Raw genomic sequence first — 24060 nt, 5'->3', positions numbered from 1 at the left:
GGCCCCGACCGTGCCCGAACTAACCAAACTTTCCGGCCCGTTGGGCATCATCGCCGGGCAGGGACCGCTACCCCGCGTTCTCGCCGAGCTTGCTATCGCCCATGGTGTGCCTGTCCACGTCGTGGCGATCCGGGGCGAGGCGCACGAGGAAGTCGAAGGCTTTTCCCACACCTGGATCAAATGGGGCGAAATCGGCAAGCTGTTCGCAGCCCTCGAGAGCCATGCTTGCAAGGATCTCGTGATTATCGGCGGCGTGAACCGTCCCGACTTCGGCAATGTCCGGCTCGATATCGGCGCCATCAAGACATTGCCGTTCCTGCTGAGCTTGGCCAAAGGCGGCGACGACCATGTGTTGTCGCGCGTCGTACGCTTCTTCGAGGAGAAGGGCTATCATGTGCATGGCGCAGGCGATGTGGCGCCGGAGCTCTTGGCCCAGGAAGGCAAGCTCACCACTAAGGCGCCATCCGCTGAAGATGCGAGCGACATCGAAGCCGCGTTCAAGGTCGTGCGCGCCCTCGGACGTCTCGATGTCGGGCAGTGCGCCGTCGTCGCGCGGGGCCGGGTGCTGGCGGTGGAAGCGGCCGAAGGCACCGATGGTATGCTGGAGCGCTGCGCCGAGCTGCGCAAAGTCGGCCGCACCTGGGGCACACGCCCGGCAGGCGTCCTGGTCAAGGCGCCGAAGCCTGGACAGGAAGAGCGCGTCGACATGCCGACGATCGGTCCGAAGACGGTACGTTTGGCGGCGGCGGCCGGCCTCTCCGGCATCGCCATGGCTGCAGGCCACGTGCTGATGGCCGAGCGCGACGCCACGATCAAGGCCGCGAACGAGAGCAAGCTGTTCTTATTCGGAGAGCGCTGGGACCCCGCCGCCGATTAGCTCTATTGCCGGACGGCCCCCCGGAAGAGAACCGCCTCTAGCGGGCCTCAACCGGCACGTAGGCACGCTCGGGGGCGCCGGTATACAGCTGACGCGGCCGGCCGATGCGCTGCGAAGGATCCTCGATCATTTCCATCCACTGCGCGATCCAACCCACCGTGCGGGCAATGGCGAACAGCACCGTGAACATGTCGGTCGGGAAGCCGAGAGCCTTGAGCGTGATCCCCGAGTAGAAGTCGATATTCGGATACAGCTTCTTCTGGACGAAATAGTCGTCGGAGAGCGCGATGCGCTCCAGCTCCATCGCCACCTTCAGGATCGGATCGTCGTGGTGCCCAACCGCGTCGAGCACCTCATGGCAGGTCTTCTGCATGATCTTCGCCCGCGGATCGTAGTTCTTGTAGACGCGATGACCAAAGCCCATGAGCCGGAACGAATCGTTCTTGTCTTTGGCGCGCTTGATGTATTCGGGGATGCGGTCGACCGAGCCGATTTCCTCCAGCATCGTCAGCGCGGCCTCGTTGGCGCCGCCATGCGCCGGGCCCCACAGACAGGCGATGCCCGCCGAGATACAGGCAAAGGGATTGGCGCCCGACGATCCCGCAAGCCGGACGGTCGACGTCGAGGCGTTCTGCTCATGGTCGGCGTGGAGAATGAAAATGCGCCGCATCGCCCGCGCCAGCACCGGATCGACCTGATATTCCTCGCACGGGACGGCAAAACACATCCTGAGGAAGTTCGCCGAGTAATCGAGATCGTTCTTAGGATACACGAAGGGCTGACCGACCGAATATTTGTAAGCCATGGCTGCGATCGTCGGCATCTTGGCGATCATGCGGATGCTTGCCATCTCGCGCTGCCGCGGATCCTTGATGTCGATGGAGTCGTGATAGAAGGCCGATAGCGCGCCAACGACACCGACCATGACGGCCATGGGATGCGCGTCACGGCGGAAGCCGGTGTAGAACCGGTTCATCTGTTCGTGCACCATCGTGTGCTTGGTGATGCGCTCCTTGAGGCCCTCGTACTGCTCGGCCTTCGGCAGTTCCCCGTAGAGCAGCAGATACGCCGTCTCGAGGAACGTGCAGTTCTCGGCCAACTGATCGATGGGATAGCCGCGATAGAGGAGAATGCCCTTATCGCCGTCGATATAGGTGATCTTTGACTCGCAGCTCGCCGTCGAGGTGAAGCCCGGGTCATAGGTGAAGCAGCCGCTGTCCTGATACAGCGTGTTGATGTCGATGACATCCGGACCGATCGTGCCACGCCGGATCGGCAAATCGTGCCGCGCGCCCCTTACGGTGAGGGACGCCTCATCGGTCTCGTTGGCCCGATATTCCTCTGCGACGCTCATGTCCAAGCCTCCTGCCCCCCTAGGGGGAATCTGATCGAAACGCGCCAAGACCTATCACTTCGGGCAGCGCTCCTGATCTGTAACACACGTTTATTGCATTGCCGCATAATCGCGTTGAATCTACCGCAGCGCAACATTGAAGCATGCTCAAATGTTAAGCATGTCCTAGCCCAACCTGGTCGCCGATCCGGCCCAAAGCTTCATCGCGACCCAGAACCTCAAGCACGTCGAAGATGCCTGGCGAGGTCGCGCGGCCGGTCAACGCAGCGCGCAGCGGCTGGGCCACCTTGCCGAGCTTCCGGCCTGTCGCCTCGGCGAAACCCCGTACACAAGCCTCCAGCGCCTGGGGCGTCCACGACTCGACCCCCTGGAGCGCGGGAAGGAGCGCCGCTAGCGTTTCACGGCCCTGGGCGTCGAGCTGCTTCAGGGCCCCGTCGTCCAGGGTGAGCGGCCGCGTGGCGAACAGGAACGCGGCGCTGTCGAGAAGCTCGATCAGGGTCTTGGCCCGTTCCTTTAAACCCGGCATGGCGCGCTCGAGTTTCTGCCAGCCGTCAGCGCCGATTTGCGCGGCGAGCGACCCGCCCTCGGGGAGGTCGGGGATCAGCGCCTTGAGATGCTCGATGAGCTCGGCATCGGGCGTGGCCCGCAGGTAATGTCCGTTCAGGTTCTCGAGCTTGGCGAAGTCGAAACGCGCGGCGGAACGGCCGATGGCATCGAGATCGAACCAGGAGATCATCTCCTCGGTCGACATGATCTCGGCATCGCCGTGACTCCAGCCGAGCCGGACGAGATAGTTGCGTAAAGCCGCGGGCAAATAGCCCATCGCGCGGTAAGCCTCGGCGCCGAGCGCCCCATGCCGCTTCGACAGCTTGGCGCCGTCGGGCCCGTGGATCAGCGGCACATGGGCATAGATCGGCGTCTCCCAGCCGAGAGCCTTGAAGATCTGCGTCTGGCGCGCCGCGTTGGTGAGGTGGTCGTCACCGCGGATGACATGGGTGATGCCCATGTCATGATCGTCGACCACCACCGAGAGCATGTAGGTCGGCGAGCCGTCGCTCCGCAGAAGAATGAGGTCGTCGAGATCCTTGTTGGCGAAGACCACGCGACCCTGCACACGATCCTCGATAACGGTCTCGCCCTCGCGCGGCGCCTTGAAGCGGATCGCCGGCGTCATGCCCGCCGGCGCGTCGCTGTGGTCGCGGTCGCGCCAGGTGCCGTCATACCCGGGTGCGCGGCCTTCCGCTCGTGCACGTTCGCGCATGGCCTGCAATTCTTCCGGCGTCGCGTAGCACCGGTAGGCGTGGCCGGCGGCAAGCAATTGCTCGGCGATCTCCCGGTGCCGCTCGGCACGAGACAGCTGATAGACCGGCTCACCGTCCCAATCGATCCCGAGCCAACGCAAGCCGTCGAGAATCGCGAGGATCGCGCCCTCGGTCGAGCGCGCTTGATCGGTATCCTCGATGCGGAGCAGCATCTTGCCGCCCTTGGCTTTGGCGTAGAGCCAGTTGAACAGCGCCGTCCGGGCCCCGCCGATATGCAGGTAACCGGTCGGCGACGGCGCAAAGCGGGTGATCACAGTCTCGCTCATCGGTGGATTTTGAGGACTCTGGGGTGGGCTAGGGATAATGGCTGGCGGTGGTGTAGCATAAGGATCAGGTGCGGGGTAAGGGCAGGGGCGGTCCCATGCCGGACCGGGACGAAGACACGTGGGGCGGCATTGACGGCCCCTTCAGGCGCGATCGAAAAGGCTTCGTCGCCTCGGCTTTGTCCTGCGCCGCGCGCGCCTTGGAGACCGAGTCCGACCGCTGGTTTCTGTGGCTCCCCGTCCTCTTCGCCACCGGCATCCTCACCTATTTCGCCCTTTACAACGAACCCGGCCCGCGCATTGCGGCGACGCTCGTCTTAGGCGCAGCGGCGTGTGGCTAGCCTGCGGCATGCCCCACTCGGTTTCGCCCTGGGTGCGGCATGCCTTGCCTTCGCCCTCGGCTTCACCACGGCGAAGCTCCGTACCCATATGGTCGCCGCGCCGATCCTCGCCGAGGAATTGCGCTTCGTCCCGGTTACCGGCTTCGTGGAGGAGTTCGAGCGCCGCGCCGGCCGGCGAGCCAGGCTCACGTTGCGCGTGATCTCGCTCGGCGATTTGGATGCCGCCGCGATGCCTTTTCGAATTCGCGTCAGCACGACCGCGAAGGTTGGACCCCATACCGGCGAAGCCGTCTCACTGCGAGTGACCTTGAACCCGCCGCCGGAGCCGGTCGAGCCCGGCGGCTTCGATTTCGGACGCAAGGCTTGGTTCGCCCGGCTGGGCGCCGCGGGCTATGCCACCAGCAAGATCGAACGCATCAGCGACGCCCGCGCACCGCCTTGGGATCTGGCGATCTGGGCCGCGATCGATTCTTTGCGCGCTGACGTCGGAAACCGCATCACCGCGAGCCTTCCAGGCGAAACCGGCGGCATCGCCGTGGCGCTCATCACCGGCGACCGTGGCGGCATTCCGCAAGCCGTGACCACCGCCATGCGCGACTCCGGCCTTGCCCATGTGCTGGCGATCTCCGGGCTGCATATGGTGATCATGGCCGGCACGGTGTTCTGGCTCGCGCGCGCCCTGCTCGCCCTCATACCCGGTCTCGCTCTGCGCTTCCCCATCAAGAAATGGGCGGCCGCTACGGCCCTCCTGGCCGCGGCTTTCTACCTCGCTCTATCGGGTGCCGCCGTACCCACCGTACGCGCGTGGATCATGATGAGCATCTTTCTCATCGCTGTGATCCTCGACCGCCCGGCCATCACCATGCGCAACGTGGCGCTATCGGCGCTGGCCATCCTTATCGTGGCGCCAGAATCGCTCTTCGATCCCAGCTTCGAGATGTCCTTCGCCGCCGTGATCGGACTCGTGGCGCTTTACGAGTGGCTGTCTCAGCGCACAGGCAACCGGTTGTTCGATGTGAACCCCATATGGCGGGGCGTTCGCTGGAGCGGGGCCTTGGTGTTCGGTGCGGCCGTCACCACGTTTGTCGCCGGCACCGCCGTCGCACCGTTCGCCGTCTACCACTTTCACCGCATGACGCATTTTGGCCTGGTCGCCAACATGATTGCCGCGCCGTTGGTCAGCCTCCTGATCATGCCCATGGCGCTGCTTGCACTCATCGCCATGCCTTTCGGTCTCGAGGTCTGGCCGCTTTACGCCATGGGATTCGGCATCGAGCTCATGATCGGGGCCGCTAGGGAGGTGGCCTCATGGCCGAGCGCCGTTTCCATCCTGCCGCGCATGTCGGGCACGGCGCTGGCGCTCATGGTACTCGGCGGGTTGTGGCTCTGCCTTTGGCGCACGCGCATGCGTGCGGCGGGCCTCATTGTCGTTGCGCTGGGCATCGCCATCGCGCCGGCCGGCAAGCGCCCCGATGTTCTCATCGAGCGCGACGGAGCCGTTGCCGCCCTCCGCTCGGGCAGCGGCGACTGGTCTTCCCGCCGGCGACCGCGGCAGGCTACAGCGCGGAGAATTGGCTTTTAGCCGATGGCGACGACCGGGACGTCGACGAGGCAGCCGCCGGCGCCACGGCCTTCCAGTGCGATCCCCTCGGTTGCATCGGCAGGGTCAAGGGAAAGACGGTGGCGCTTGTGCGCCATCCCGGCGCGCTGGAGGAGGATTGCCGCACCGCCGATGTCGTCATCGCCCCCTTTAACGTCCAGCAAGAGGTACGCGCGCACGCGTCATCGTCGACCGCCGCATGTTGAAAGCATAAGGTGCGCACGCGCTCTATATCGAAGGACTCTCGATCCGCACCGAGACGGTCGCGCAACGCCGCGGACACAGACCCTGGACGCCCGGCGCAGGCACCACGCCCGATCTGCGGCAATCCCGATGAGTAAGACGACGAGAGACTAGTAGCGCCGCAAGAGGCCGATCAACCGGCCTTGGACGCGCACACGGTCGGGACCGAAGATTCGCGTCTCGTAGGCCGGGTTGGCAGCCTCGAGCGCAATCGAATCGCCCCGGCGCCGCAGACGCTTCAGCGTGGCTTCCTCTTCGTCCACCAAGGCCACGACGATGTCGCCGTTGGAGGCATCCTCGCATTTCCTGACGATGATGGTGTCGCCTTCGAGGATACCGGCGTCGATCATCGAGTCGCCTTTGACCTCGAGCGCGTAGTGCTCACCCTTGGACAGGAGATCCGGTGGCACCTCGATGGTCGCAAGCCGTGTCTGGATGGCCTCGATGGGAACGCCGGCGGCGATACGGCCCATGACGGGCACGGCAACGCTTTGCGGCGCGCTCTCGCCCTCGGCCGTCTGGGGGACGCGTCCCAAGCTGCCCTCGATCACGCTCGGCGAAAAACCGCGTGACCGGCCGGCAAGGGCCTGGGGCATCGATTCGGGAAGTCTGATAATTTCCATGGCGCGGGCCCGGTGGGGCAGGCGGCGGACGAAGCCGCGCTCCTCGAGCGCCGTGATCAGCCGATGAATGCCGGATTTCGACTTGAGGTCCAACGCCTCCTTCATCTCATCGAAAGAGGGCGGTACGCCGGACTCTTTCAACCGCTCATGGATGAACATGAGAAGCTCTTTTTGCTTCGATGTGAGCATCTGGTCCCCTCTGAGCGCCGTGTCGGGCCTTCACCAGCCCCGAACGCTATCCGCGCCGCCTGTACAAAACATGAACAGTATAGATGTTCTATTTGTGTTCCGCAAGCTCAATGGCCACAAAATCCGGTAGCCGCCAAACTCCGCAGGCTGTTTGCTCGCGCGATTCGGGTTTCCGCTGTGTTAACTAGTCCGAGAACGGAATGATTTTCACCGCGGCGCCTTGGGGCAGGGCCGGCGCGTTCGGCGTGCGCAGGATGAGACAGTCGGCGCGGGTGAAGGCCGCCACCAGGGACGAATCCTGCGAGGGCAGGGGCCGCACCACCCGCGTCCCGTCATCGCTCCAGACCGACATGGCCCGCAGATAGTTCTGGCGGTCGCCATTGGCGGGAAGCGCCGCTCCCAGCACCGCCTCGGGCTCAGGCTGGCCGGCCTCGGCAAGTCCAAGCATCCTGTGCAGCATCGGCACCAGGAACACTTGGGCACAGATCAGCGCCGAGACCGGGTTGCCCGGCAAGCCGAGAAGGCGCTGGGCGCCGAGCCGGCCGAACAACACCGGCTTCCCCGGCCGCATGGCCACCTTGGCGAAATCGAGCTTGAGCCCTTCGTCGCGCAGCGCGTTCGCCACGAGATCGCGCTCGCCGACCGAGGCGCCGCCGATGGTCACCAGGATGTCCGGCGCCGGCGCCCGTGTGGGCCAGCGTGACGATGCTCGCCGGTCGTCCTTGGCAATGCCAGATTGACGGCCTCGCCCCCATGCGCCTGCACCGAGCCCCGCGAGCCCATATCCCACCGAGGAGACGATCTGATCGGGGCCGAGCTCGGAGCCCGGCGGCACGACCTCATCGCCGGTGGCGAGAATGGCCACGGTGGGCTTCCGGGTCACCGGCAGCTCGGCATGGTTGGCGGAGGCCCAGCAGCGCCCGAGGCCCGAGCTTCGTGCGCGCGTGAGCAGCACTTGACCGTCTTCGAAATCCTGCCCGCGCGGGCGGATGTGGCGGCCCGACGCCGCCTCTTTCACCACGACCCGGCCGTCACGCTCTTCGGCATTCTCCTGGATGGCGATGGTGTCGGCGCCGTCCGGCACCGGTGCGCCGGTAAAGATGCGCACCGCCTGCCCCTGTCCCAGCGTACCGGAAAATCTGGCGCCGGCCGCGGCTTCGCCGATCAGGTCCAGCGTCGCGGGGAGCACGGCCACATCGGCGGCGCGGACCGCGTAGCCGTCCATGGCCGAGGCATCGAAGGGCGGCTGGGTCAGCGTCGCGGCAACGTCCTCGGCCAGCACGCGCTCATAGGCATCCGCAATGGAGACCTGCTCGGCCTCGAGCGGAGCAAGTCCGGTCAGCACGCGGGCGAGGGCCTCATCGACGGAAAGAAGCGCCATCGGTTTACGGTGCGCGGAAATGGCCGGAGCGGCCGCCGGTCTTCTCGATGAGGCGGATGCCGGAGAAGATCATGGCGCGGTCGACCGCCTTGCACATGTCATAGATGGTGAGACAAGCGACGGACACCGCCGTCAGCGCCTCCATTTCCACGCCGGTCTTGCCCTCGACCTTCGCGGTGGCTTCGACCGTGATCCCGGACGGATCGCGCGACGGCGTGAAGTCGAGCACGACTTGCGTCAAGGGCAGGGGATGGCAAAGCGGGATCAGCTCATGGGTCCGCTTGGCCGCCATGATGCCGGCGATGCGGGCGGTCGCCAACACGTCGCCTTTCGGAGCCTTGCCGTCGAGAATGAGGTCGAGGGTTTCCGGCGCCATTGCGACGAAGCCTTCGGCGACGGCCGTGCGCGAGGTTACGGATTTGGCCGAGACGTCGACCATACGCGCCTCACCCTTGTCGTTGAGGTGGGACAGGCGCGTGCTCATTGCGCCGCCTCCGACGATGTGCTGTCACCGAACAGCAGCGCGCGTGTCGCCGCCGCCACGTCGGCCTGCCGCATCAGGCTCTCGCCGACGAGGAAGTTGTTCACGCCGGAGCCAGCGAGCCGGATCAGGTCCGCATGGGTGAAGATGCCGCTCTCGGCCACCACCATGCGATCGGCGGGCACACGCGGCGCCAAGCGCTCGGTGGTCGCGAGCGTCGTATCGAATGTCTTTAGGTCACGGTTGTTGATGCCGATGAGCTTGGTGCCCAGGTGGAGCGCCCGATCGAGCTCGGCCTCGTCATGCACCTCGGCCAGCACGTCGATGCCGCAGGCCCGCGCGGCGTATTCCAGGTCGCGCGCCGTGGCGTCATCGACCGCCGCCATGATGATGAGAATGCAGTCGGCACCGAGCGCCCGCGCCTCGAACACCTGGTAGGCATCGATCATGAAGTCCTTGCGCAAGACAGGCAGACTGCAGACGTCCCGCGCCGCCATCAGATGTTCCGGCCGCCCCTGAAACGAGGGTGTGTCCGTGAGCACCGAGAGGCACGCCGCGCCGCCTTCCTCATAGGCGCGGGCAAGCGCCGCCGGGTCGAAGTCGGCCCGGATCAGGCCTTTGGACGGACTTGCCTTCTTGACCTCGGCGATGAGCGCCAGGACGCCATCGGCAATGCGGGACCGCAACGCCTTGTAGAAGGGCCTGACCGGCGGGGCATCCTCCGCACGGGCGCGAATTTCCGCCTCGGGGACCGCCGCCTTGGCGGCCGCCACCTCGTCGCGCTTATAAGCAAGGATGTTGTCGAGCACTTGCGCCATGCTCAGACCTTATCATGGCTGAGCTTAACGAGCGCTTCGAGCACGCCGAGAGCCTTGCCGCTATCGATGGAGGCCGCCGCGAGCGCCACCCCGTCGCGCAAGGTCTTGGCCTTGCCGGCCACGAGCAGCGCCGCCGCGGCGTTCAGAAGCACGATATCCCGCAACGGGCCTTGATTGCCTTGCAGCACCGCCCGGAGATGAGCCGCGTTCTCGGTGGCGTCGCCGCCAACCAGATCCTCGGGCTTCGCGTCAGGGAGCCCCGCATTGCGCGGTGAGATCTTGAAGGTCGAGATCTTGCCTTGGTCGAGCACCGCCACGTGGCTGACATTGGTGGTGGTGAGCTCGTCCAAACCGTCGGCGCCATGCACCACCCAGGCCCGCTCCACCCCGAGCATGGCAAGCACCCGGGCGATGGGCTCGACCCATTTCTCGTCGAACACGCCGACCACTTGATAGGGCGCGGCAGCAGGGTTCGCCAACGGGCCCAGCAGATTGAAGATGGTGCGCGTGCCGAGCTCGGCCCGAACCTTGGCCACGTGACGCATGGCGGCATGATGCGCCGGGGCGAACATGAAACCGAGCCCGCATTCCTTCAGGCAATGCTCGATGACCTTGGGCCCGCACTCGATATTGACGCCGAGCGCGGCAAGCACATCCGCCGAGCCCGAGCGGGAGGAGATCGACCGGTTGCCGTGCTTGGCCACGGGCACGCCGGCGCCCGCGACCACGAAGGCGGTGCAGGTCGAGATATTGTGGGTGCCCTTGGCGTCGCCGCCCGTACCGCATGTGTCGATGGCGCCCTCGGGCGCGTCAACGCGGACCGCCTTCGCCCGCAGCACGCGGGCGGCCCCGGCGATCTCGTCCACCGTCTCGCCGCGCACGCGCATGCCCATCACCAGCGCGCCGATTTGCGCATCGGTGGCGCCGCCGGACATGATCAGCTCGAAGGCCTCGGCGGCTTCGTGTTGGTTCAAGGATTCGCCGGCCGCCACCTTGTTGATGGCGGCACGCAGGCTCGGCGCCGCTGCTTCGGTGTCGGCGGCGCTGGCGGGCGCCGGACTAGAGGGCACCGACCGCTTCTTTTTTTGAGGTTCCGCGGCGCGCGCGCTCGACGCGGGCGAGATCCAGGAAATTGGCCAGCAACTGGTGGCCGTGCTCTGAGGCAATGCTCTCGGGATGGAACTGAACGCCATGCACGGGATAGCGCTTGTGCTGCAGGCCCATGATAATGCCGTCGGCGGTCTCCGCGGTGATCTCGAGCTCCTCGGGCAGAGTGTCGCGGTCGACCACCAAGGAATGATAGCGCGTGGCGGAAAAGTCCTGGGGCAGGCCGGCGAACAGGCCCTTGCCCGTGTGATGCACTTTGGACAGCTTGCCGTGCATCAGATAAGGCGCCCGCACCACCTTGCCGCCATAGACCTGGCCGATGGCCTGATGACCGAGGCACACGCCGAGGATCGGCACCACCGGTCCGGCACGGGCGATCAGCTCCAGGCAAATGCCGGCACGATCCGGATCGCACGGGCCGGGCGACAGCACGATGGCCTCGGGGCCTTCCGCCAGCACCTCGTCCACGGTGACCTTGTCGTTGCGGTACACCTGCGTGCTCGCGCCCAATTCTCCAAGGAAATGAACGAGATTGTAGGTGAAGCTGTCGTAGTTATCGATCAGGGTCAGCATGGCTTGGTGTTACGCCTCGGGCGGAGTGCCCGTCAAGTTAGCTGGGAGTTACGCCGGACCGTCACAAGACCTCAACCGGCCCGCAACTCTCTAGGCGTGAGGAACAGGTTCAGGCTACCGCTGTTGACGTCGATGCTCGACCACAGCCCGGCCGTGAAGTTGATGACCACGAGCCCGGCGGTCGGATATTTCTCCTGCAGCTTATCCCGCATGTGTTTCGGCCCTGACCCGATCAGGTCGAGCGCCAGCCTCTGAATTTCGGGATTATGGCCGACCATCATGACCCGGCTGGCGCCCGGCTGGATCGCGCGAAGCATATCAAGCATTTCCGCCGGGCTTGCGTGATAGAGCGCGTCCTCATACTCGACCTTCGGCTCGACCTTCAGTTCCGGCAGCACCAACGCCAAGGTGTCGACCGTGCGCCGTGCCGAGGAGCACAGCACGAGTTCGGGGTCGATGCCGCGCTCGGTCATGGCGCGGCCCATGATCGGTGCATCGGCGATACCACGCGAGGCCAGCGGCCGCTCGCGGTCCGGCAGGGAGGGATTCTTCCAGCTCGACTTGGCGTGGCGGAGAAGGCTGAGGGTGAGCATCTGGTCCGCCGCTCCGAACTATTGGCCGCGTTTGGCGCGCGCGGCGAAGCGCACGGCCTCGTCGGCGGCCTTGAACAAAGCGCCGGCCTTGCTCACGCACTCGGCCTGCTCGCGCTCCGGTACGGAATCGGCAACCAGCCCCGCGCCCGCCTGCACATACATGACGCCGTCCTTCACCACCGAGGTCCGCAGCACGATGCAACTGTCCATCTCGCCGTCCGCCGAGAAATAGCCGACGCAGCCCGCATAGATGCCGCGCGCGTCGTCCTCGAGCTCATCGATGATCTCCATGGCGCGCACCTTGGGCGCCCCCGAAACGGTGCCCGCCGGGAAGCCTGCCATGAGCGCATCGACCGCGTCGTGGCTCGCATCGAGCTTCCCCTCGACATTGGACACGATATGCATGACCTGACTGTAATATTCGAGGAAGAAGCTGTCGGTGACGCGCACGCTGCCCACTTCGGCCACGCGCCCCACATCGTTGCGTCCGAGATCGAGCAGCATCAAATGCTCGGCCCGCTCTTTCGTGTCGGCGAGAAGCTCCTCGGCCAGGGCTTTGTCTTGTTCGGGCGTGGCGCCGCGCGGCCGCGTACCGGCGATCGGCCTGATGGTGACCTCGCCCTTGCGCACCCGCACGAGGATCTCCGGGCTCGATCCCACCACGGCGAAATCTCCGAAGTTCAGGTAATAGAGAAACGGCGACGGATTGACCCGGCGCAGCGCCCGATAGAGCGCGAAGGAGGGGAGCTCGAACGGCGCCTCGAAGCGCTGGCTCAGCACCACCTGGAAGATGTCGCCGGCGGAAATATACTCCTTGGCGCGCGCCACCTTGGCCATATAGGCCTCGGGCGTGGTGGTCGCTTTCGGCGCCGGGTGAGGGGCATCTGCATCAAGCTCGCCCACATGCGGCAGAGGCTGGTCGAGTCGCTCCAGGACGACATTGAGACGCTCGGCGGCGCGCGCATAGGCCGCCTTGGCGCTGACGCCAGGCGTGGGCCGCGCGGGCGTCACCACGGTCATTTCGTCTTTGACGCTGTCGAAGATGACGATCAGCGTCGGCCGCACCATGATGCTGTCGGGCAGATCCAGCGGATCGGGCTTGCCGGACGGCAAATCCTCGATCAGCCGCACCGTGTCGTAGCCCATATAGCCGAAGATGCCGGCCGCCATGGGCGGCAGCTCATGGGGCAAGGCGATCGCCGACTCTGCTAGCAGCGCGCGCAACGACGCGAGCGCCGGCGACGGCGATGGCTCGAAGCCGTCCGGATCGGACAAGGGCGCGCGGTTGATCTCGGCCCTGTTGCCCTCGGCGCGCCAGATGACGTCGGGCTCGCAGCCGATGATTGAGTAGCGGCCCCGCGTGGCGCCGCCCTCGACCGATTCCAAGAGAAAGCTGTTCGGCCGCTCATGGGCGACCTTCAGCATCGCCGACACCGGCGTCTCCAGATCGGCGACCAGCCGCGTCCACGCCACCTGCGGCACGCCTTCGTCATACAGGCGCGCGAAGGTCGTGAAGTCCGGCTCGATCGGAGCGGCCCCACCCGTCTGCGGTAACGGCGTGACCGGGGCCGGCGCTGAACTCATGGCTGCTCGCTAGTCCCCACCAGCTTGGCCAGCGCCTGCTGATTGACGCTGACACCGTAGCGGCTTTCCAGCGCGCCGAAATATTCCGCGATCGTGTCTTCGCTCATGAGAAGTCCAAGCTGCGTCTTGAGCCGCTTGGCGGCCCGTTCGTCCAGCGGTTCCGGCGCCACCACGTCGGCCACCTGGAAGACGATCCGACCTTCCTCGACACCCGACGGCGCTGAGCCATAGCCGCCCTTGGGAAGGGTAAAGGCCTGCGCCACCGCTGGCGGCAGCACATTCACCGTGACATCGTCCCGCTTCAAGGGAGAGGTTGGCAACACCTCCACACTGAGTTCCTTGGCGACGTCTTCAAGTGTCTTGCTGCCGCTACTGAGCGCCGTGACGAGATCCTGCGAAAATTTGGCGACTTGCTTCCGGGTCTCCTCGGCCTGCCAGTCCTTCGCAACCTCGTCGCGCACCTGATCGAACGGCTTGAGCTGCTCGGGCGTGACGCCCAGCACCTCGTACCAAACGACACCTTCGTCCCGCGCATCGATCGGATCGTTCTCGATCCCCGTATCCGTGGCGAAGGCGCCGATCAGCACCTCCTTCTGCGCCGGCAGGGTGACAGTGGATCCGTCCGGCTTGCGGCCTTCGCGGTCCACCTGATCGATAAGCTGATAGTCGAGCGACAGCTTGGTGGCGGCTTCTTCGAGCGTGGACCCCGCGGCAAGCTCGTCCTCCACGCGGTCATGCATGTCGAAGATGGCGCCGGAGGCATGGTCCTTGAGGATCTGCTTCTCGATATCGGGCTTAGCCTCTTCGTAGGTCTTGGTCTTGCCCGGCTCGATCGCCGTCACCCTGATGAGCACGACGCTGCCGAGCTTCCCGGCGATCGGCTCGCTGACCGCATTGGCGTCGAGCTTGAAGGCTTCCTCGGCAATCGCGGGGTCGGCCAGCTCGCTGCGCGCGACGCTGCCGAGATCGATGTCGCTCTCGCTCAAGCCCAAGTCTTTCGCCACCTGGACGAAGTCGGTACCCGCCTTGATTTTCTCGGAGGCCGCTTTGGCCGCCTCCATGTCGGGGAGGGCGATCTGCTGCAAATGACGGCGCTCCGGCTCGCCGAGCTTGTCCTTCTGCGCTTCGTAGGCCGCCTTGAGGTCGTCCTCGCTGATAGCGATCTGGTCTTTGACCGTGTCGGGTGTCACCGCCAGGATGCCGAGCTTGCGATATTCCGGCTGCGTGAACTTCGCCGGGTGATTGTCATAGTAGGTCTTGAGTGCTTCCTCGGTGGGCGCGGCGACCGTACCGGCCGCGGCTTCCGACACGAGAACGTAACGCAAGCTGCGCCGCTCCTGGTTAAAGCGGTTCAGCGCATCGACCAGCACTTGCGGGCTGCTCGAAACGTCGCCGACCGTGGTGAGGAGCTGGCGGCGGAGATTCTGCTCCCGCAAGGAGTAGAGATAGGCCGCCTCGTTCATGCCGATGGTGCGCAACGCCTGCTGAAATGCGATCGGGCTGAAATTCCCCTCCGGATCCTGAAAGCTGGGGTCCTTCATGATCTGCGCCAGCAGGGCATCGTCGCTGATGCCGAGGCCGAGATGGTTCGCGTGCGTATCCACGGCCGCGCCGCCGACGAGCCGCTCCAGCGCCCGCGTCTCAAGACCGAGCGCCCTGGCTTCCTGCATGCTGAGGCTGCGGCCGGCCTGTTGGCTCATCGACCGCAACACATCCTGCTGCGCGCGCAAATAGTCCTGCGAGTTGATGTCGGTGTCGCCGACACGGATCAGGGTCTGGCTGCCGTAACCGGTGAAAATGTCGGCGATGCCCCAAATGGCGAAGCTCACCACCAGGAGGCCGACGAGAATGAGGCCGAACGTCCGGCCGGCGCCTTTGCGCAATGTGTCGAGTGCCACGCCTCGAATACCTTCTTTCACTATTTGCCAAAGCCGCGCTGGCGTCCGATGCTAGGACGGTCCAGCGCGGCGCGCGCATCATAGGTAGCAAGGGCCAGCGCGGCAAGCTGCGCTCGACCTGCTAAATAACCAAGAATGCCGGGAAAAAACCGTCAGACGCGGGGGCGTCAGACAAGGCGGGAACGGAGGGGGATTTGACTGCGATCAGGCCGCTCGTCGCGGGCAATTGGAAGATGAACGGCCTCGACAGCGCGTTGGCCGAGCTTGGCGCCTTGCGCCAACGGTTGGCGCAAGCGCCTGTTCCAGAGGCCGAAATCATGGTCTGCCCACCGGCGACGTTGCTTGCGCGCGCGCGCGAGGTCCTTGCCGGCAGCGATATCGAGCTCGGCGCGCAGGATTGTCATCCCTTGGTCTCCGGGGCTCACACAGGCGACATTTCCGCCGAAATGCTGGCCGATGCCGGCGCCACCGCCGTCATCGTTGGCCATTCCGAGCGCCGCATCGACCATGGCGAGCCCGACTCACTCGTCAATGCCAAGGCGCTGGCGGCTTACCGCGCCGGACTCACCGCCATCATCTGCATCGGCGAGACGGAAGCCCAGCACCGTGACGGCGAGACCCTCGACGTGCTCAAGCGCCAATTGCGCGGATCGGTGCCGGAAGAGGCCCGTGCCGCCAATACCGTGATCGCCTACGAGCCGGTCTGGGCCATCGGCTCAGGGCTCACGCCGACGCCGGCCGATGTGGCCGAGGTCCATGGCTTCATCCGTGGGGTTCTCAGCCAATTGCTCGGGCAAAACGAGAGCGGTGCCATGCGGCTCCTATACGGTGGCTCGGTGAAGCCCGCCAACGCGGCCGAACTCCTCTTCGTGCCCGACGTCAACGGCGCCTTGGTCGGCGGCGCAAGCCTCAAGGCCGATGATTTCTACGCCATTATCGAGGTTTACCGGGCCGGAGGCAAAGCGTGACCGCCCCGAAAAACTCTTATGGGGACGGGGCTTGGCAAATCAGGCAATCTTGGCCATTGTGGCGAATTGATCGTGGCAGGGGGGATGGTTTTCCCAGAACCATGACGCCGTCTTCGCGCCTCATAACCGTCGCGCTGCTCGCGGTGTGCGCGGTCACGTTGCTGGCTATCGGCGCTCGCGCCGAGCCGCTCGACCCTGACGCTTGTAGGGCCCTCAAGGCGGAACGCCAGAGTCTACTGACCGGCGAGGTCAAGGCAGCCCTCGCGCGCGGTCCCGACTGGGTCAAAGACCACCTGCACAGCACCGAGGAGATCGAGCAGGTCAGGCAATATCTCCAGGTCGAGGCGAAAGTCGCTTTCCGTTGCCGGACCGACGGCGTGGTGATGCCGAAGCCCAAGCCCGTGCCCTTGCCGGACCGCAAGCCGCCCGTGCCCAAGCTCCAGGTGGCCGAGAGCACGCCGAGCCAGGTCCTTGCCGGCGCCGCGGCGAACTCGCTCCTGCCGCTCCGCAAGCCGTCTCTGTCGACCGCTGCGGCAGCCGAGGCCGGCGCGGACGAGACCGGTGCGGAGGAGACGGAGCTCGAATCGGCCAATGCCGAGGCCGGCCAAGAGTCCGGCGACGCCGAGCCGGATGAAGAGTCGGTCGAAGATTTGGCCGAGGAGGCCCTCGAGCCCGATCCGGGCTCAACTCCCAAGGAAATCACAACATCCCTCGAACCCGATCCAGGCCCTAGCCAAACGGTGGCAGATTCGGATAAGACAGCGCCTCCTAAGACCAAGGCGACACAATGAGTACTGTTCTTCTTCTGATTCACATCATGGTTGCCGTGGCCCTCGTGGGCGTCGTGCTGCTCCAGCGCTCCGAAGGCGGCGCGCTCGGCATCGGCGGTGGCGGTGGCGGCGGCGCTGGCGGCGGCTTCATGACGGGCCGCAGCGCCGGCAACGCGTTGACCAAGGCGACGGCGGTGCTTGCTGCGTGTTTCTTCGCAACGAGCATGACCCTGTCGATCCTAGCCACCCATACCGGCGGCACGCCGTCCATCCTGCCGGCAGGCTCCGAGAACGGTCTCGCGCCGCTTCAAGTTCCCGCCACTCCGGCTCCGGCGATCCCGGCGGCACCTGCGGCACCGCAAGCGCCCCAGTCCGAGTAGCGTTTCTCACAGGAAATCCTGCGGCAAGACGTCTGCGCGTGTTTCGGGGGTACGCCTCGGCGCGGACTCGGTATATGGTCGAGGCCCATGGCGCGGTACGTCTTCATCACCGGCGGCGTGGTTTCCTCACTCGGCAAGGGGCTCGCTTCAGCAGCGCTTGGTGCGCTGCTGCAGGCGCGGGGTTTTAGCGTCCGGCTGTGCAAGCTAGACCCCTATCTCAATGTCGATCCGGGAACCATGAGCCCCTATCAGCACGGCGAGGTGTTCGTCACCGACGACGGCGCCGAGACGATCCTCGATCTCGGTCACTACGAGCGCTTCACCGGACGCCCGGCCCGCCAGGCCGACAACATCACCACCGGGCGCATCTATCAGGAGATCATCGCCAAGGAACGCCGCGGCGACTTTCTCGGCGCCACCGTCCAGGTCATTCCCCACGTCACCGACGCCATCAAGGCCTTCGTCACCACCGGCAACGAGGACGTGGACTTCGTGCTGTGCGAGATCGGCGGCACCGTCGGCGATATCGAGGGCCTGCCGTTCTTCGAGGCCATCCGCCAGCTCGGCAACGAGCTGCCGCGCGGCGACACCGCCTTCATCCATCTGACGCTCGTGCCGTTCATTCCGAGCGCCGGCGAGCTGAAGACAAAGCCGACCCAGCATTCGGTCAAGGAGCTGCGCTCCATCGGCATCCAGCCCGACGTCCTGTTGTGCCGCGCCGACCGTCCGCTGCCGAGCGACGAGCGCCGCAAGATCGCGCTGTTCTGCAATGTCCGCCCCGAGGCGGTCATCCAGGCGCTCGACGTCCAAAGCATCTACGACGTGCCCATCGCCTATCACCGGGAAGGGCTCGACCGCGAGCTGCTCGCGGCTTTCGGCATCACCAATGCGCCGGAGCCCGATCTTCGCATGTGGCAGGAGATCTCCGAGACCGTCGCCGAGCCTGACGGCGAGGTCACCGTGGCCATCGTCGGCAAATATACCGGGCTCAAGGACGCCTACAAATCCTTGAACGAGGCCCTGGTCCATGGCGGCATCGCCAACAAGGTCAAGGTCAATCTCGAATGGATCGAGTCCCAGGTCTTCGAGAGTGAGAACCCGGCCGCCTATCTCGAGGACGTCAACGGCATCCTCGTGCCGGGCGGGTTCGGTGAGCGTGGCGCCGAGGCAAGATCCACGCGGCTCGCTATGCCCGCACCCGCGGACTTCCCTATTTTCGGCATTTGCTTCGGCATGCAGATGGCGGTGGTCGAGGTCGCCCGCGATCTCGCCGGCATCGAGGGCGCCAGCTCCACCGAGTTCGGTCCGACGGAGGAGCCGGTGATCGGCCTCATGACCGAATGGATGCGCGGCGAGGAACTGGAGCGGCGCGAGCAGAACGGCGATCTCGGCGGCACCATGCGTCTCGGCGCCTACGACGCCGTGCTCGCCAAGGGCAGCGAGGTCGCGAAAATTTACGGCGCACGCGTATCTCCGAGCAATCACCGCCACCGCTACGAGGTGAACATGCGTTACCGCAACAAGCTCGAGGCGGCGGGCTTGCGCTTCTCGGGTCTGTCGCCGGACGGGCTGCTGCCGGAGATCGTCGAGATTCCCGAGCATCCCTGGTTCATCGGCGTGCAGTTCCACCCCGAGCTGAAGTCGCGGCCCTTCGCGCCGCATCCGCTGTTCAAGTCCTTCATCGGCGCCGCCGTGGAGCAGAGCCGTCTCGTGTAGTTCGCAATGTCCGACACCATTCACAAAGGCGGATGCGCCTGCGGCCAGGTGCGCTTCGAGGCGAGGGGAGAGCCCTATCGCGTCGGCGTCTGCCACTGCCTGACCTGCCGGAAAGCGCACGGCGCACCGTTCAACTTCTATGCGGTGTATCCGCCCGAAGCCGTGACCGTCACCGGCGAGGTCATCACCTTCACCAGCAGCGAGAATGTGCGGCGCCATGCCTGCGCCAAGTGCGGCGCGCAGATCCATTCGACCTATGGCCGCGACGACGAGTTCTATCTCTACCCCGGATCGTTCGACGAGGTCGGCCTCTTCGCGCCGACCTACGAGCTTTGGACCATCCGGCGCGAGCCTGGCTGCCCGAATTTCCGAGCGTCGTCCGGCGCTATGAGAAGAGCCGGCCCCAATGGAGTCGCACGGAACCCGATTGAGGCCGGCCTACTCGAAAAGCCTAGCGCCGCTTACGTGGCGCCGAAGCGGCAGGCGGCACATCGGATTTTCCACCACCGCGCGCCGGGATCACATCGTCGCCGGCGAGCACGCCTGACTTGAACAGCAAGCCTGCGGCCCCCGCGCCGATGAGCGGCGCGACGACGAACAGCCACATTTGGGCAAGCGCCTGCGGATTGGTCGCCACGCCGACGATGGCCGGCCCAAACGAGCGGGCGGATTGACCGACGTCCCCGTGACATTGATCCCGAGCAAGTGGAGAGCGACGAGCGTCAATCCGATCGCCAGACCTGCCAGTCCGACAGGTGCTCCCTTCTGCGTGACGCCGAGAATGCACACGAGAAACAGAAACGTGCCGGCCACCTCATACACGAACGCGGACGTCACGTTGTACTCGCCGAGATAGCCGGGTCCCCAGCCGTTCTGTCCAAGCGAACCCGTCCAACCGGATGCCTTTCCCGTCAGGATGAGGTACAGCACCGCGGCGCCGGCGATCGCGCCGAGGACTTGCGCCACCACATACATCACGAAATCTCCAGGCGTCATACGCCCTGCCACCAGCACGCCGAAGCTGACGGCCGGATTGATGTGGCAACCCGAGACTTGGCCGATGCCGTAAGCCATCGCCACGATCGTGAGGCCGAACGCCGTGGCGATGCCCAGCACGTCGACTGCGGTGGGGCCGCTACCCATACCCGCGATGACTGCCGTGCCGCAGCCGATAAGCACCAAAGCAAATGTACCGATAAATTCCGCAATCGCTCTTTTCATAGATGTATCTCCCCCCAGAAAAAGCTCGACATCTTGTCAAACTCGCTGCCAAGCCAGCAAGCGGAGTCCTGTCTATCCCCACAGTTGACGCTCAGCCTGGCTGGCCCCATGGTCCGCCCATGAACGAAGCCATGAAACTCGCGCCGAACGCCGCCGTCGCTGTCGGAAACGCCAAGTTCGGCAATGACTTGCCCCTCGCGCTGATGGCCGGTCCGTGCGCCCTGGAAAGCCTGTCTCATGCTCTCGAGACGGCCGCCGCGCTGAAAGAGATCGCCGGCCGGCTGGGGATCGGGCTGGTCTACAAATCGTCCTTCGACAAAGCCAACCGCACGAGCGCCGGCAGCGCCCGGGGCCTCGGCTTGAAGGAGGCGCTGCCCATCTTCGCCGAGATCCGCGCGGTCACGGGGCTTCCCGTCGTCACCGACGTGCATGAACCCGACCAATGCGCCGCCGTGGCCGAAGCAGTGGACGTGCTGCAGATCCCGGCCTTTCTCTGCCGCCAGACCGATCTTCTGCTGGCGGCGGCGCGCACCGGCAAGCCGGTCAACGTGAAGAAGGGGCAATTCCTCGCGCCGTGGGACATGCGCCATGTGGTGGCCAAGGTGGTCGGTGCCGGCAATCCGAATGTGCTCGTTACCGAACGCGGCGTGTCCTTCGGCTACAACACGCTCGTGTCCGACATGCGCGCGCTGCCGATCCTCGCTGAAACCGGCGCCCCAGTCATTTTCGACGCGACCCACTCCGTGCAGCAGCCCGGGGGGCAGGGGGCCACGAGCGGCGGCGAGCGGCGTTTCGTGCCGGTGCTGGCCAGGGCCGCGGTGGCTGTCGGTGTGGCCGGGGTCTTCATCGAGACCCACCAGGACCCCGACAAGGCGCCGTCGGACGGCCCCAACATGGTGCCGCTGAAAGAGCTCGAGCCGCTCCTTGCCGAATTGATTGATATCGATCGTCTCGTGAAGCGCTCCGGCCGCCCTGCTTAATATCGAGCCGCCATTGTCGCCTGTCAGACGGACGCGGGGATAAGTTTCTCCGCAACCTGATCCCACCGCCACAGCGCGTCCTCGGTGAGATGCGTGCCCCCCCACCATCGATCGATCCGGTCATGCTTGGCCCAATCCGCGCCGCCGGCCAGCACGGCCTTGCCGAGCGAGGTAAGGCTGAGCCGGCTCGTGAGATAGGCCTTCGCCAGTTCCGGGTCCGTGTGCTGAAAGGGCGCCGCCTCGAGCCCGGCAACCAGCGGCTCATCGGCGAGCGCCAGCTGATCGAGCATCCGCCAAAAGCTCCAGTCGCCCAGGAACTCTGCGTCTTCCATCTTCTGCGTGGCGACAAAGACCGCGAGCGCCGTGAGGGACTCGCCGGCCTCGATGGTCGCCAGCATCTGCCGCTCGGTCCGCGACAGCCCGTCGGTCCCCGGCAACTCCTCCAGCATGCGAAGGATGGCGGGCCGCAAGAAGGGAAGGGCGGATGTGTCTTCTTCGAGCAGCCCCGCCCAGGCTTCCGGCGTCGGCTGACGCAAGGCCGCCCAGGCGCGCTTGGCGAGATCGAGCTGGGCTTGCGTGACCGGCCTCGCGGTCGCCGCAAGGTCGGAAATCGCTTCAGGCTCCAGGCGCCCGATATAGTCATCCACCTGGACCAGCAGCAGCGTGCCGGCTCTAGCCGGATGATCGGCGAACCAGTCGAGCACCTGAAGCAGCTGGAGCTGATCGTAGAGATCGTGCTCGAACCACAGCACCACGCGGTCGAACTTGGGGCTCATGGCAAGCCCCCGATCGCGCGCCGTGAGCTCGAACTCGATGGCCCCGATCTCACCGCCGCCGGCGCGGCCAGATACTCGATGCGGCCGGCGGTCAGGTCTTCGAGCGTCTCGGTGAGCGGGACGGGGCCTTCATGCAGCACGTCCCGCCAAGGCAGGACCTCGCGCCCGGCAGCGTGCGGCGAAGCAATTCGCCGGCCGCGTCGCCGTTGGTGATGACGAGATCGGTCACTTACCCGCGGCCGCGATAGGGCGCCACACCTTGATCGGGAATCCACACCCCCTCGGGCGGCGTCCCATACTGCCAGAAGACGTCGATGGGAATGCCGCCGCGCGGATACCAATAGCCGCCGATGCGAAGCCAGGCCGGCTCGACCAGATCGACGATCCGCTTGCCGATGGTGATCGTCGCATCCTCGTGGAAGGCGCTCGCATTGCGGAAGCTGGCGAGAAAGAGCTTGAAGGATTTCGATTCCAATAGCCATTTGCCGGGCGCGTAGTCGACCACGAGATGGGCGAAATCCGGTTGGCCCGTAACCGGGCAAAGGCAGGTGAACTCCGGCGCGGTAAAGCGCGCCACATAAGCGGTGCCGGCGTGCGGATTGGGCACGCGCTCGAGCTCCGCCTCGTCGGGCGAATTGGGGACGGGACTCTCGTGCCCCAATTGCTTGAGTCCGGTGATCTTGCGCGTCATTGGTCTACTCCGCCGCGAGCCGCATGGGCGGGCCGTTATAGACGCAACCCTCATGGCAGGAATCGCGGGCGACCACGATCTCGACCAGCCCGGGCAGCCGGTTATGCAGCCGGTCCCACAGCCACATGGCGATGCGCTCCAGGGTCGGGAAGGCGAGCCCCTCCACGTCGTTGAGCATGCGGTGATCGAGCGCGGCGCGCGCGTCCGCCACGGCCGCCTCCAGCTCATCGAAATGCACGATGATGCCGGTCTCTTCGTCCGGCTCGCCGTCCACGGTGATGCGTGCACGGAACGAATGTCCGTGCACCCGCGAATTGGGGTGACCGGGCGGTGCCGACGGCAGAAAGTGCGCGGCCTCGAAAAAGAATTCTTTGTAGATACGCATGGGGGCTGTTTAGGGGATTTCGCCTTGCCGGACCAGGGGTTGGAGCCCGATTCCGGCGCTCAAGGTAAGCCCAGCAGCTTGTGGGTCTGAAGGCTCAAGCGCCATTTCGGGTGCGCCAGGCAATAATCAATGGCGGCGCGGACATTTTCCGGCGCTCCCGACCCGTCATCCAGGGGCTGGAGCAGGAAATGGGTGAAGTCGAGCGTCTGAACCTCGTCGGGCCACAGCCGGTCTTGCGGATAGACGAGCTTCAGCTCATCGCCCGAGCGCTGCCGCAACGGCGCGCCGGCCTTGGGACTCACGCACACCCAGTCGATGGAGGGGAGAACGGGCAGGGTGCCGTTGGTCTCGATGGCGACCTCGAAGCCGACCGTGTGGAGTGCGGCCACCAAGGCCTCGTCCACTTGCAGCATGGGCTCGCCCCCGGTCAGCACCACGAAGGGCGGCGTGCCGGAATTGCCGCGCCAGGCTTCCCGGCAGGCCCGCGCGAGGGCGTCGGCGTCCGCGAACTTGCCGCCACCGGGCCCATCGGTGCCGACGAAATCCGTGTCGCAGAAATTGCACACCGCATCGGCCGCGTCTTGCTCGCGGCCCGACCAGAGATTGCAGCCGGCGAAACGGCAGAACACCGCCGGCCGCCCGGCCTGGGCGCCTTCGCCTTGCAGCGTGTAATAGATCTCCTTAACCGCGTACATGGGCGGGAAATTGGTCCTTTCGGCCGCGGGACGCAAGACATGCGGTCTCAGTGCCGCGATGCACGCACCGCGCTTGCGCTTTGCTCTCCCTCATCTCCCATGAAATCCCCTCGCGATGAGGGGGGTGGCGCGCCGCTTGGCGCAAGATCCTTATAGGTTCCGCGGGTCCCTTGCGGGACCCGCGGCGGGCGCCGTCACGGCGCGCCACATCCGGCGATATCAGGCCCCCTT

The 24060-nt window shown here is 65.6% G+C and carries 26 protein-coding genes and 1 pseudogene; 9 read left to right on the top strand and 18 right to left on the bottom strand.

Features of this window, described 5'->3' with window-relative positions; translation table 11 throughout:
- Nucleotides 1-10 precede the first annotated feature (10 nt).
- Nucleotides 11-877, top strand: a complete 867-nt coding sequence (locus tag AUC69_RS13670) for an LpxI family protein (RefSeq protein ID WP_069442708.1) — start codon at nucleotides 11-13, stop codon at nucleotides 875-877.
- 37 nt (nucleotides 878-914) lie between these two features.
- On the opposite strand, the gene gltA is transcribed toward AUC69_RS13670, so the two are convergent.
- Nucleotides 915-2231, bottom strand: a complete 1317-nt coding sequence (gltA, locus tag AUC69_RS13665) for a citrate synthase (protein WP_069442650.1) — start codon at nucleotides 2229-2231, stop codon at nucleotides 915-917.
- A 154-nt stretch (nucleotides 2232-2385) separates the two neighbouring features.
- Nucleotides 2386-3819 (bottom strand): glutamate--tRNA ligase, encoded by a 1434-nt coding sequence (gene gltX, locus AUC69_RS13660; protein ID WP_069442649.1) that lies wholly within the window; start codon nucleotides 3817-3819, stop codon nucleotides 2386-2388.
- A gap of 95 nt (nucleotides 3820-3914) precedes the next feature.
- Between gltX and AUC69_RS13655 the strand changes: the two genes are divergently transcribed.
- Nucleotides 3915-4157, top strand: a complete 243-nt coding sequence (locus AUC69_RS13655) for a hypothetical protein (protein ID WP_069442648.1) — start codon at nucleotides 3915-3917, stop codon at nucleotides 4155-4157.
- A complete protein-coding gene (locus AUC69_RS13650; RefSeq protein ID WP_069442647.1) occupies nucleotides 4150-5739 on the top strand; it encodes a ComEC/Rec2 family competence protein in 1590 nt (529 codons plus the stop codon). The genes AUC69_RS13655 and AUC69_RS13650 overlap by 8 nt, the downstream gene beginning before the upstream one ends.
- Here AUC69_RS13650 and AUC69_RS13645 read toward each other — a convergent pair.
- From AUC69_RS13645 to AUC69_RS13600, 10 genes are all read right to left on the bottom strand, one after another.
- A complete protein-coding gene (locus AUC69_RS13645; protein ID WP_069442646.1) occupies nucleotides 5736-5936 on the bottom strand; it encodes a hypothetical protein in 201 nt (66 codons plus the stop codon). The two genes, AUC69_RS13650 and AUC69_RS13645, sit on opposite strands and share 4 nt — an antisense overlap.
- Nucleotides 5937-6110: 174 nt before the next feature.
- Nucleotides 6111-6812, bottom strand: coding sequence for a transcriptional repressor LexA (lexA, locus tag AUC69_RS13640; RefSeq protein WP_069442645.1), 702 nt, complete (start codon nucleotides 6810-6812; stop codon nucleotides 6111-6113).
- A 184-nt stretch (nucleotides 6813-6996) separates the two neighbouring features.
- Nucleotides 6997-8193 carry a molybdopterin molybdotransferase MoeA gene (locus AUC69_RS13635; protein ID WP_069442644.1) on the bottom strand — a complete coding sequence of 399 codons (1197 nt, stop codon included), beginning with the start codon at nucleotides 8191-8193 and terminating at the stop codon, nucleotides 6997-6999.
- 4 nt (nucleotides 8194-8197) lie between these two features.
- Nucleotides 8198-8677, bottom strand: coding sequence for a cyclic pyranopterin monophosphate synthase MoaC (moaC, locus tag AUC69_RS13630; RefSeq protein WP_069442643.1), 480 nt, complete (start codon nucleotides 8675-8677; stop codon nucleotides 8198-8200).
- Nucleotides 8674-9492, bottom strand: coding sequence for an indole-3-glycerol phosphate synthase TrpC (gene trpC / locus AUC69_RS13625; protein ID WP_069442642.1), 819 nt, complete (start codon nucleotides 9490-9492; stop codon nucleotides 8674-8676). The genes moaC and trpC overlap by 4 nt, the downstream gene beginning before the upstream one ends.
- Nucleotides 9493-9494: 2 nt before the next feature.
- On the bottom strand, nucleotides 9495-10562 hold the full coding sequence (gene trpD / locus AUC69_RS13620) for an anthranilate phosphoribosyltransferase (protein ID WP_193427422.1): 1068 nt from the start codon (nucleotides 10560-10562) through the stop codon (nucleotides 9495-9497).
- Nucleotides 10552-11172, bottom strand: a complete 621-nt coding sequence (locus AUC69_RS13615; RefSeq protein ID WP_069442641.1) for an anthranilate synthase component II — start codon at nucleotides 11170-11172, stop codon at nucleotides 10552-10554. The genes trpD and AUC69_RS13615 overlap by 11 nt, the downstream gene beginning before the upstream one ends.
- 71 nt (nucleotides 11173-11243) lie before the next feature.
- Nucleotides 11244-11765, bottom strand: coding sequence for a SixA phosphatase family protein (locus AUC69_RS13610; RefSeq protein WP_069442640.1), 522 nt, complete (start codon nucleotides 11763-11765; stop codon nucleotides 11244-11246).
- Nucleotides 11766-11783: 18 nt separating this feature from the next.
- The gene (gene trpE, locus AUC69_RS13605) at nucleotides 11784-13349 is read right to left on the bottom strand and encodes an anthranilate synthase component I (protein ID WP_069442639.1); all 1566 of its coding nucleotides are present in this window, start codon (nucleotides 13347-13349) and stop codon (nucleotides 11784-11786) included.
- A complete protein-coding gene (locus AUC69_RS13600) occupies nucleotides 13346-15247 on the bottom strand; it encodes a peptidylprolyl isomerase (RefSeq protein WP_069442638.1) in 1902 nt (633 codons plus the stop codon). The genes trpE and AUC69_RS13600 overlap by 4 nt, the downstream gene beginning before the upstream one ends.
- A 194-nt stretch (nucleotides 15248-15441) precedes the next feature.
- Here AUC69_RS13600 and tpiA point away from each other — a divergent pair, with 194 nt between their 5' ends.
- The 5 genes from tpiA (at nucleotide 15442) to AUC69_RS13575 (ending at nucleotide 19633) form a co-directional block, all read left to right on the top strand.
- Nucleotides 15442-16215 (top strand): triose-phosphate isomerase, encoded by a 774-nt coding sequence (gene tpiA / locus AUC69_RS13595; RefSeq protein ID WP_069442637.1) that lies wholly within the window; start codon nucleotides 15442-15444, stop codon nucleotides 16213-16215.
- A 101-nt stretch (nucleotides 16216-16316) separates the two neighbouring features.
- Nucleotides 16317-17006 (top strand): hypothetical protein, encoded by a 690-nt coding sequence (locus tag AUC69_RS13590; RefSeq protein WP_069442636.1) that lies wholly within the window; start codon nucleotides 16317-16319, stop codon nucleotides 17004-17006.
- Complete coding sequence (gene secG, locus AUC69_RS13585) at nucleotides 17003-17365, top strand: preprotein translocase subunit SecG (RefSeq protein ID WP_069442635.1); 363 nt, start codon at nucleotides 17003-17005, stop codon at nucleotides 17363-17365. Before AUC69_RS13590 ends, secG begins: the two co-directional genes overlap by 4 nt.
- A gap of 87 nt (nucleotides 17366-17452) precedes the next feature.
- The gene (locus AUC69_RS13580; RefSeq protein ID WP_069442634.1) at nucleotides 17453-19081 is read left to right on the top strand and encodes a CTP synthase; all 1629 of its coding nucleotides are present in this window, start codon (nucleotides 17453-17455) and stop codon (nucleotides 19079-19081) included.
- A gap of 6 nt (nucleotides 19082-19087) precedes the next feature.
- Nucleotides 19088-19633, top strand: a complete 546-nt coding sequence (locus AUC69_RS13575; RefSeq protein ID WP_083239456.1) for a GFA family protein — start codon at nucleotides 19088-19090, stop codon at nucleotides 19631-19633.
- On the opposite strand, the pseudogene AUC69_RS13570 reads toward AUC69_RS13575, so the two are convergent.
- A pseudogene (locus AUC69_RS13570) lies at nucleotides 19533-20302 on the bottom strand (aquaporin). The gene AUC69_RS13575 and the pseudogene AUC69_RS13570 overlap by 101 nt on opposite strands.
- Nucleotides 20303-20433: 131 nt before the next feature.
- On the opposite strand from AUC69_RS13570, the gene kdsA reads away from it, so the two are divergent.
- Nucleotides 20434-21282: a 3-deoxy-8-phosphooctulonate synthase gene (kdsA, locus tag AUC69_RS13565; RefSeq protein WP_425283546.1), complete on the top strand. Its 849-nt coding sequence runs from the start codon at nucleotides 20434-20436 to the stop codon at nucleotides 21280-21282.
- A 23-nt stretch (nucleotides 21283-21305) separates the two neighbouring features.
- Here kdsA and AUC69_RS13560 read toward each other — a convergent pair whose 3' ends face one another.
- The 5 genes from AUC69_RS13560 to queE all read right to left on the bottom strand — a co-directional run bounded on the left by AUC69_RS13560 (nucleotide 21306) and on the right by queE (nucleotide 23829).
- Nucleotides 21306-22058: a hypothetical protein gene (locus AUC69_RS13560; protein ID WP_069442631.1), complete on the bottom strand. Its 753-nt coding sequence runs from the start codon at nucleotides 22056-22058 to the stop codon at nucleotides 21306-21308.
- On the bottom strand, nucleotides 22055-22198 hold the full coding sequence (locus AUC69_RS17560) for a hypothetical protein (protein WP_158008124.1): 144 nt from the start codon (nucleotides 22196-22198) through the stop codon (nucleotides 22055-22057). Before AUC69_RS17560 ends, AUC69_RS13560 begins: the two co-directional genes overlap by 4 nt.
- Nucleotides 22199-22287: 89 nt before the next feature.
- Nucleotides 22288-22749: a preQ(1) synthase gene (queF, locus tag AUC69_RS13555; RefSeq protein ID WP_069442630.1), complete on the bottom strand. Its 462-nt coding sequence runs from the start codon at nucleotides 22747-22749 to the stop codon at nucleotides 22288-22290.
- A 4-nt stretch (nucleotides 22750-22753) separates the two neighbouring features.
- Nucleotides 22754-23134 (bottom strand): 6-pyruvoyl trahydropterin synthase family protein, encoded by a 381-nt coding sequence (locus AUC69_RS13550; RefSeq protein WP_069442629.1) that lies wholly within the window; start codon nucleotides 23132-23134, stop codon nucleotides 22754-22756.
- Between the two features lie 59 nt (nucleotides 23135-23193).
- Nucleotides 23194-23829 (bottom strand): 7-carboxy-7-deazaguanine synthase, encoded by a 636-nt coding sequence (gene queE / locus AUC69_RS13545; RefSeq protein ID WP_069442628.1) that lies wholly within the window; start codon nucleotides 23827-23829, stop codon nucleotides 23194-23196.
- Nucleotides 23830-24060 lie beyond the last annotated feature (231 nt).

Origin of the sequence: Methyloceanibacter superfactus, from assembly GCF_001723305.1 — a bacterium.
Taxonomy (GTDB): domain Bacteria; phylum Pseudomonadota; class Alphaproteobacteria; order Rhizobiales; family Methyloligellaceae; genus Methyloceanibacter; species Methyloceanibacter superfactus.
Note: the sequence above shows the minus strand (reverse complement) of the source record. Positions and strands in the feature narration are given on the sequence as shown.